The 8,311-nt window shown below is 50.6% G+C and carries 8 protein-coding genes; 2 read left to right on the top strand and 6 right to left on the bottom strand.

The window, feature by feature from the left end; genetic code table 11:
* From JRJ26_19640 to JRJ26_19620, 5 genes are all read right to left on the bottom strand, one after another.
* A partial coding sequence (locus JRJ26_19640; protein MBW2059705.1) for an ABC transporter ATP-binding protein occupies window positions 1-991 on the bottom strand: 991 nt, incomplete at its 3' end.
* A gap of 6 nt (window positions 992-997) precedes the next feature.
* Window positions 998-1,969: an ABC transporter ATP-binding protein gene (locus JRJ26_19635; protein MBW2059704.1), complete on the bottom strand. Its 972-nt coding sequence runs from the start codon at window positions 1,967-1,969 to the stop codon at window positions 998-1,000.
* A gap of 14 nt (window positions 1,970-1,983) precedes the next feature.
* The gene (locus JRJ26_19630; protein MBW2059703.1) at window positions 1,984-2,868 is read right to left on the bottom strand and encodes an ABC transporter permease; all 885 of its coding nucleotides are present in this window, start codon (window positions 2,866-2,868) and stop codon (window positions 1,984-1,986) included.
* 9 nt (window positions 2,869-2,877) lie between these two features.
* Window positions 2,878-3,885 (bottom strand): ABC transporter permease, encoded by a 1,008-nt coding sequence (locus JRJ26_19625; GenBank protein MBW2059702.1) that lies wholly within the window; start codon window positions 3,883-3,885, stop codon window positions 2,878-2,880.
* 135 nt (window positions 3,886-4,020) lie between these two features.
* Window positions 4,021-5,817 (bottom strand): ABC transporter substrate-binding protein, encoded by a 1,797-nt coding sequence (locus JRJ26_19620; GenBank protein MBW2059701.1) that lies wholly within the window; start codon window positions 5,815-5,817, stop codon window positions 4,021-4,023.
* Between the two features lie 168 nt (window positions 5,818-5,985).
* Here JRJ26_19620 and JRJ26_19615 point away from each other — a divergent pair, with 168 nt between their 5' ends.
* Window positions 5,986-7,125, top strand: coding sequence for a D-2-hydroxyacid dehydrogenase (locus JRJ26_19615; GenBank protein MBW2059700.1), 1,140 nt, complete (start codon window positions 5,986-5,988; stop codon window positions 7,123-7,125).
* A gap of 28 nt (window positions 7,126-7,153) precedes the next feature.
* On the opposite strand, the gene JRJ26_19610 is transcribed toward JRJ26_19615, so the two are convergent.
* Window positions 7,154-7,756, bottom strand: a complete 603-nt coding sequence (locus tag JRJ26_19610; GenBank protein MBW2059699.1) for a hypothetical protein — start codon at window positions 7,754-7,756, stop codon at window positions 7,154-7,156.
* Window positions 7,757-7,993: 237 nt separating this feature from the next.
* Between JRJ26_19610 and JRJ26_19605 the strand changes: the two genes are divergently transcribed.
* Window positions 7,994-8,311, top strand: a 318-nt coding sequence (locus JRJ26_19605) for a nitrilase (GenBank protein ID MBW2059698.1), incomplete at its 3' end; no start/stop codon positions are given.

The following is an 8,311-nucleotide window of genomic DNA, read 5'->3' as shown; positions in this document are numbered from 1 at the left end:
CTCGCGGACAGGCGACGAAATGATCCCTGTCTACTTCCACGAGTTCCGGTTCCTCAAGTGAGCAGTTTTCATCGGCGTACGGGCATCGGGTGGCGAACCTGCAACCCTTAAATTCATACGTCGAAGTCGGTATCCTGCCCTTTATCGGTATCTCTGAACGCCCGATTTTAGGATCCGGAATAGGCACAGCGGATAGAAGAGCTTGCGTGTACGGGTGCAACGGTTCGGTTATTATCTTCTCAGCTGGCCCTCTTTCCACCAACTTACCCAGGTACATCACACCTATGACGTCGCACATGTACCTCGACACGGCTATATCGTGTGTGATGAACAGAAGGGTTAGGGATAACTTCTTCCTCATCTCGAGCAGCAGGTTCAAGATCCCCACCCTTATTGAGACATCAAGCATCGACACGGGCTCGTCAGCGACGATGAAGGTCGGGTTCAACAACAGGGCCCGGGCTATGACTAACCTCTGCCTCTGTCCTCCGCTCAATTCGTAGGGGTATTTAGGCAGAAGCATGTCTATTGGAGTCAGGTCGACCGTTTTCATGATCTCTCTGATCCTATCCATCTCCTCCTCCTTGCCATCCGCGAGTTTATGGATTCTCAGTGGTTCCGCCAATGTACCCTGTACCGTCAACCACGGGCTGAGATATTCATATGGATCTTGGAAGATCATCTGCCTCTTGAGTGCAAGCTCCTTCATTTCATCATCATTATTGGTTATGGTGGATATGTCGACCCCATCGAAGTAGACTCTCCCACTCGTCGGGGGGACGACACCCATCAACAATCGTCCCGTGGTAGTCTTCCCGCATCCACTCTCACCAACTAGGCCGAATATCTCACCCCTCTTGATGTCGAATGAGACCCCGTCCACAGCTTTGACAAATCTGCTTTTCCTTGATAACAGCGATTCCACTATGCCGCTGGATAGATCGTACCACTTCTTCAGATCCTGTACTCTGATCATCACGTCGTCGTCCATCTTCGACTACCTCTTGGCTGCTATCTCCTCCCAGAAATGGCAGGCCACGCTGTGGTTGTCGCCTATCTGTTTCAATTCTGGCTCTTCAGTCCGGCATATCTCTTGAGCGAAAGGGCATCTGGGATTGAACCTGCAGCCCGCCGGGGGATTTATCAGGTCAGGAGGATTCCCGACAATGCTCTTCAACGGACGCCTTTCACCCGCGATGCTTGGAAACGCGCTTATGAGGGCATTCGTGTAGGGATGCAGCGGGGATTCGAACATGGTGTCCACGTCCGAGTGCTCGACGATCTTCCCTGCATACATGACGGCCAGCTCATCGCAAGTCTGAGCGATCACGGAAATGTCGTGGGTGATCAGCATCATCGAGAGGTCTAGCTTCTCCCGCAGATCCTTTATCAACTCCGTGACTTGGTGTGCGACGATAACATCTAAGGCGGTAGTGGGTTCGTCTGCGATAATGACCTCTGGGTTGCATGCTAGGGCCATCGCCACCATGACCCTCTGCCTCATACCACCGCTCAGCTCCCAAGGGTAGTTGTTCGCTCTTGACGCGTCGATGCCGACCATCTCCAAGAGTTCCCTTGCACGAGAGTAGGCCTCTTCCTTCTCTACATCTTCATGAATCATGATGGGGTCTGCTATCTGTCTCCCAACTTTGAAGAGGGGGTTCAGCGAGGCCATGGCCCCCTGGAATACTGTCGATATGCCCTTCCATCTGACTTTTCTGAGCTCTGGCTCGCTCAATTTTAGTATGTCGGTGCCTTTGAAGAGGATCTCTCCCCCAAGAACCTTCCCCGGATAGGGTAGGATCCGCATAACTGAGAGAGCTATCGTGGTCTTTCCGCAACCCGATTCGCCAGCGAGGCCAAGTGCAACTCCCTTTCGCAGATTGAAGCTCACATCATCAACCGCTTTGACGGCGCCGAAGGGTGTTAGGTAGTGAGTTAACAGGTTTTTGACTTCCAGTACGTCCATACCTCTCTCCTCCCCTATTTTAACCGCCTTACAGTCGGGTTCAGTATCGCATCTAGCCCCTCGCTGAGGAGGTTGAAGGCCAGCATGGCGACGAGGACGAAGAATCCCGGGAAGACCACGCCCCACCATGCCCCTCTCAGAAGGAAAGCGCGTCCCATAGCCAACTCTGTGCCCCACTCCGGGGTTGGTGGGGGAATGCCGAGGCCGAGGAAGCCAAGACCTGCTATTGCCAGTGTTCCCCTAGCTAATCCGAGGGAGATTGTGACGAAGAGTATGGACAAATAGAAGGGCGCTATGTGGTTGAATATTATGTGCATGTTGTTGGCGCCCAACACTTTCTCTGCCTCTATGAAACCCCGCTCCTTAATCGAAAGGGTAATACTACGTATCATCCTGAAATTCGATGGTATCCTGCCAAACGAGACTGCCAAGGCAGTCTGCCAGATACCAGGCCCCAATACGACCGCCATGATCAACACAAAAATGAATCCAGGGAAGACGTACAACGAGTCCATGATGAGCATTAGGACTCGGTCTATGGGCCCACCGAAGAATCCTGATATGGAGCCAAGTAGCAGGCCAATAGAAAGCGAGACACCCACTGCAATCAATGACACTCCGAGCGAGTACTTTGATCCAACAATCAACCTGCTGAATAGATCCCTACCCAGTAGATCCGTTCCCATTATATGCTTGGAGGATGGTGGCTGCAACAGATCATCTGAGAACTCAAGTGGGTCGTAGGGTGCAATATACGCGCCGAAGAGAACGAATATTACTAGCACAATACAAAAAAATATGCCAAGTGTTGTCATGAACTTCGCCGATTTAGGTGCTATCTTAAATAACTTCATAAAGCTACTCTCGCTCAATCTCTTTTTCAGGCTCATGTTTCTCAACTTCACCCCCTAGAATTTCACCCTTGGATCTGCCATGGCGTATATTATATCCACGAAGGTGTTCATTGAAACAACTACAATCGCGTATATTCCTACTATTCCTTGGATCAAGTTGAAGTCACGACCTGTTAAAGATGTTATCAGAAGACTACCAAGTCCAGGTAGACCAAATATTTGTTCCGTTATTGTTGATCCACCGAGAAGCCAAGCGAAGCTAAATCCCACCGATGTAATTACCGGCAATAAGGCGTTCCGCAATGCGTGTTGATAAACTATCCTTTTTTCAGGGACCCCCGTTGCCCTTGCGGTCCTGATGTAATCCTCTCCTAGCACGTCAATCAATGAGGCTCTCGTGACCCTGCTCAACATCGGGAGGTTTGACAGTGCAATGGATAAACAAGGCAAGAAGAGAAAACGCGCAGACTGGACGAACGCCCCAAAGTCAAGGGCTAATAGGCTGTCCAGTGTGAGCAGCCCTGTCACCTTTTCTATATGGACGCTGGGAGGAGTCCGACCGCTAATGGGGAAAATACTCAACATCAGACCAAAGAAAAGTTGGAGCAACAAAGCCGTCCAGAAACTTGGGTTCGAGTACAAGTATAGAGTTAACCCTCTAATCGTATGATCTGCGATAGTGTCTCTCTTTAGAGCAGCAAATATACCAAGGGGTATGCCAAACAATATCGATAGCATTAAGGCGCCTGCAGTGAGCTCAACTGTAACGGGATATACATCCAATATTTTCCGCCAAACTGGAACCTTGTATCTGAAAGATATTCCTAAGTCGCCGCGGAAAAAGTTGCTCATATAGTCTATGTATTGCACGTACATGGGTTTGTCTAGTCCTAGTTCATGCCTGACTTCATCTATATATTCCTCTGGCAACTCTTCACCGTATAATACTCGAACGGGATCGCCGGGGATAATATGCATCATGAAGAAGACTGTACTAAGGAGGATGATCAGGGTGGGTATTATCAGAAGGGTTCTTACTATGACGTAGTAGCGTAGTTTCATTCTTTCATCACCAAGGGTTGATCGGTTCCAAATTATAACGCCTGTTTTTCTTTTAAGTATTGTTGTCTATCCTTATTAGAAATTTTTTCAATAACGAATATTTCTAGTTAATAATAAAAAAAGGAAAAATAGTGTTTAATTATATCCGGGCATGGGGGGATTTTTTGTGGCCCAGTCGTCGGGTATTACCTTTGATGCGGCCCATACACCCTGGTATGGTACATCGCAGGTGTACCAGTATTCATAGCCCTCGACCCAAGCCTGTTTGACGTCCCAGTATCCCGAGATGTAGAGCGGTACGCAGAAGCCTTCGTCAACGATGTAGTCCTGTAGTTCCTCGTATACCTCAGCCCTCTCTGGTGGATCGCCAGTGGCATCGTAGAGCTCCCTTCCTCTAGCTATCAGTTCGTCGACGTGGCTGTCGTTGAATCCTAGGGGTATTGTAAGGTATGTGCTCGTCGATAGCATCATGTAGTTTATTTCGGCATCTGGATCCATATAGTCTAGGGTCCAGCCTCTGAAGAACATGGGTAGGCGCCCTTCTGATCTGAAATCAAAGTAGACGCCTCTGTCGATCATCTTGAGCTCTACATCTATGCCGATCTTGGCTAGCTGTGCTTGGACGATAGTACCCATCTCTCTGTTGAACTCAGCTCCTGAGCCGCTTGGATACCAGAGCTCGGTTGAGAAGCCGTCCGGGTATCCTGCCTCAGTAAGGAGGGCCTCCGCTTTTGCATATCTCTCCTCCCATGAAAGATTTCTAATCTCTTCCATCACCGGTTTGTAGTAGGGCTGGATTGGACGTACTTGGCTGTGAGAGACCTCGGCGGTGCCGAACATGAGCTTGTCGACTATCTCATTGGGATCAATAGCATACTGTATGGCTTTCCGGACACGTGTGTCATTCAGCGGTGCATATTCTGGTCTGTAGTTCATGTGTAAGAAGTTTGCGGCTCCAACCCAAGGAACATAATCGACAACAAGGTTTGGATTGGATCGCATGTCATCGATATCTGCCCGCGCTATCCCACTTACAGTGTGATCCACCTGCCCTGCCTCCACAGCCATCCTCAAAGATGCTTCATCCTTGTACATCTGCACAACAACGTACTCTATGTCTTCGCTCTTAGAAGGCCCTGCGTAAGGCCCATTTGGGTTCACCGGGTACTCATCCCAGGCCTGGAATACCTCTCTCTCATCTGGGATCCATTCAACCAGCTTGAATGGCCCGTATCCAACCTGGTTCTGGAAACTCTCTATTGGGTCGGTCTCCTTGGCATATAGCTCGGTTGATGTGGGGCTGTAGATGTTTGCGTAGTTCAGGCCGAATAACCCTGCGAAGGTCATCGGTATGAAGCCATCCTCAGGTATGTAGAGATGAAGAGTGAGGTCATCAGGGACCTCTAGCCTGCTCCATGCGTGAGTGTGCCAGTAGCGAGGAGCGGTCCATTTGTGCTGCTCTCTGTAGGGCATCTCGAAGGCCTCCTGCTCGTAACAGTACTTCACGGCCTCTGCATCGATTGTGGTGCCATCTACGAACTTTAAGCCTTCCTTAATCTTGAACTCAATGTACGTTTCGCCCGTCTCAGCGTTCTCCTTGACCTCCCAGCTCTCGGCTATAAGAGGATTAAAGTATGCTAGGTTGGGCTTGAACCCGGCCTGATCGGGCCAGAGTAGTTTCCCGGCGGTGATGTAGCTCTGAAGCTCATCTCCTCTGCCTGAGCCAAGGTTCTGCACTCCGGGGTGGAACTCCCCACCTACACAGCCCAGGTACATGGTCTTCGACCATTTCTCCCACTTGGCGTACTGCTCAGCCAGACGCTCTTCTTCCTGTTTCTTGGTCTGCTGGTTTTGTGTGTACCAATAACCAGCGGCGCCAACGGCAATAAGTACAACTACTGCTATGACTATATATTTTCTATCTATTGACATATTTATCCGACAATAGTCATATTTTACAGCTTTTAACATTTCCGACAAAGAGATAAGTTACCCCTCATCGACGACCTAAAGGCCTCTGAGGCTCAGGATAAAGGGCAGTGTGTTGTCGATTATCACTGGTATTTCCATTTTATTCCTGTCGAGGTTGTGATATTTCGATTGTGGGGGAATGTGATCTCCTCCACCAGAAAGGTTACGATTATTATCCAACTGGCATTTCGAAAGAGTTTTTACTTTCAGTCTATTCCTCCTATAGCCATGTCAGATAAAGTAAAGGTCCTGATCACATTCATCATCGAGCCGAATTTGATTAGAAAAATCAAGGAAGTGGACTCTCGCGTCGAGGTTCTGTATGAGCCGGACCTCCTCGGCAGACCTCGATACCCGTGCGACCAACACGGGACTCCTGTCCAACACACCTCCGCACAGGAGAAACGCTGGTCGGACCTGCTGTCCCAAACTGAAGTCCTTTTCGGATACGTATTACATACGAACATAAGTGAACTGCCTAAAGCTGCGCCACGCCTCAAATGGGTGCAATCCCCCAGCGCAGGAGTAGGCCAATGGGTCAAGCGAACGGGCTTCTCTGATCTAGAGATACACCTAACGACCGCAAGTGGGATACACGCCACGCCACTGGCAGAGTTCTCCATGATGGCCATGCTCTGGTTCGTGAAGGACGCCCCCCGGATGATCGCGGAGAAGGAGCGCAGGCACTGGGAGAGATACGCCGGAACCACTCTGAAAGGAAAGACGATCGCCGTGATCGGCTTGGGGAGTATAGGCCAGGAGGTGGCTAGGCTTGCGAGGAGCTTTGGAATGCACGTCATAGGGACCAAACGCTCGACGGATGGGGTCGACCCGGTGTCTCTTAATGTGGAGAGCCTCTACCCGAGGACGGCCCTGAAGACAATGCTAGCTCAGGCCGACTTCGTTGTGATATGCCTCCCTCACACACTCGAGACTGAGGGGCTGATGGGAGAAGAAGAGCTAGCGGCGATGAAACCGGGTGCCGTATTGATCAACATCGCCCGGGGAATTATAGTCGACGAGGTCGCCCTCATAAACGCTCTGAATTCCGGCCGCCTCTCGGGGGCCGCTCTCGACGTCCAGACGAAGGAGCCCCTACCCCCAGATAGCCCCCTGTGGGGAATGCCCCACGTGCTCTTGAGCCCTCACTCAGGTAGCAACGTGGACAGCGAGAACGTTGAGCTGGTGAAGCTTTTCTGTGATAACCTGCGTCGATACCTAGACGGAAAGCCTCTCCGGAACGTACTAGATAAAAATCTACTATATTAGTCGATATTTCCCTTTTTTCGAGTGGGTATCATGAGAAAGAGAATGAGACAGCCGCCTTTTTCGTTAACTCGTTAATTGATTGAGCAAACATAAGCGTCATCCCAAGAAGGGTGACGGGCAACCCCCATCCGAAACTCGTCCTCAGGCCTATCCCCAATCCAGTACCGAAGCTCATGAAAAATATGACCACCCCTAGAACGGCTGTAAGAAAAAGAGTCAATCTTATCCAGTATTTCTTGTACCTGATGACGGAAAGGGCTGCCGCCGACACGAGCATTACGCCGGCAACGGATACTCCCGAGCTGACAAACCAAAGGGTATTCACCAATTCGCCATCCTCATAGAGCTTAGCATACATCGGTGACATCAGAATGTGCTTGTGGAAACGCAGTTCGCCCTGTCTGGTCTCGGGGTCCATCGCGGGGTAAGAGTCATAACCCTTGGTGACCCAGGGCCCAAACACCCCCAGAATTACTATCACGCCGATAGCTAGACCCCAAAAATCTATCTCCATATCCTCAGTAATATAATTGAACACGTTAATATTGCTATCTCGCTCGGGGGAAAACTCCCTGAAGTGAGGTACAAGTTTTATTATAGAGATGGCATGTTGGGGTTCTCCTTCTTTCAAGTAGAATAAACCATATTCTAGACCAGGAGGAGAACGAGATTTGATGTGTGTTGGACTTGATGTCCATAAGCGTGTCTGCTACGGAACCGTGATGGACGAAAAAGGAAAAGTGGTCAAGCAGGCCAAGTTCATTAACAACCCAGAGGGAAAGGGCGGCTTCGGCGGTCTCCATCCCGGGCCCCGAGACCGACGAGCTGGCCGAGAAGGCCAAACAGTACGGTACCTACGTCCAGGAAGGTGAACCCGTGGATACCGCTGGAGCTCAGCACCAGCCCCCACGACCTCCTCGACGGCTACAAGGCGCCCATCTTCCCGGTGGTGGAGACGGAGCTGGGTAACCTGGCTTGCATGGTCTGCTATGACCAGTTCTTCCCGGAGGTGGCGCGGCAGCTGGCTTTCAACGGCGCCGAGGTGCTGTTGAAGCCCACGATATTCCCGCCTTACCCGCAGCAGTTCATGTTCGACCCCTACGACTGGTTCACCCTGGTGAACAGGATGAGGTCCATAGAGAACATGGTCTACGGCGTCAACTGCAACGGCGGCAAGTACGGGAAC

Source organism: Deltaproteobacteria bacterium, from assembly GCA_019308905.1.
In the GTDB taxonomy this organism is placed as follows: domain Bacteria; phylum Desulfobacterota; class BSN033; order WVXP01; family WVXP01; genus JAFDHF01.
The sequence above is the reverse complement of the archived record's forward strand: the minus strand, read 5'-3'. Positions and strand labels throughout refer to the sequence as shown.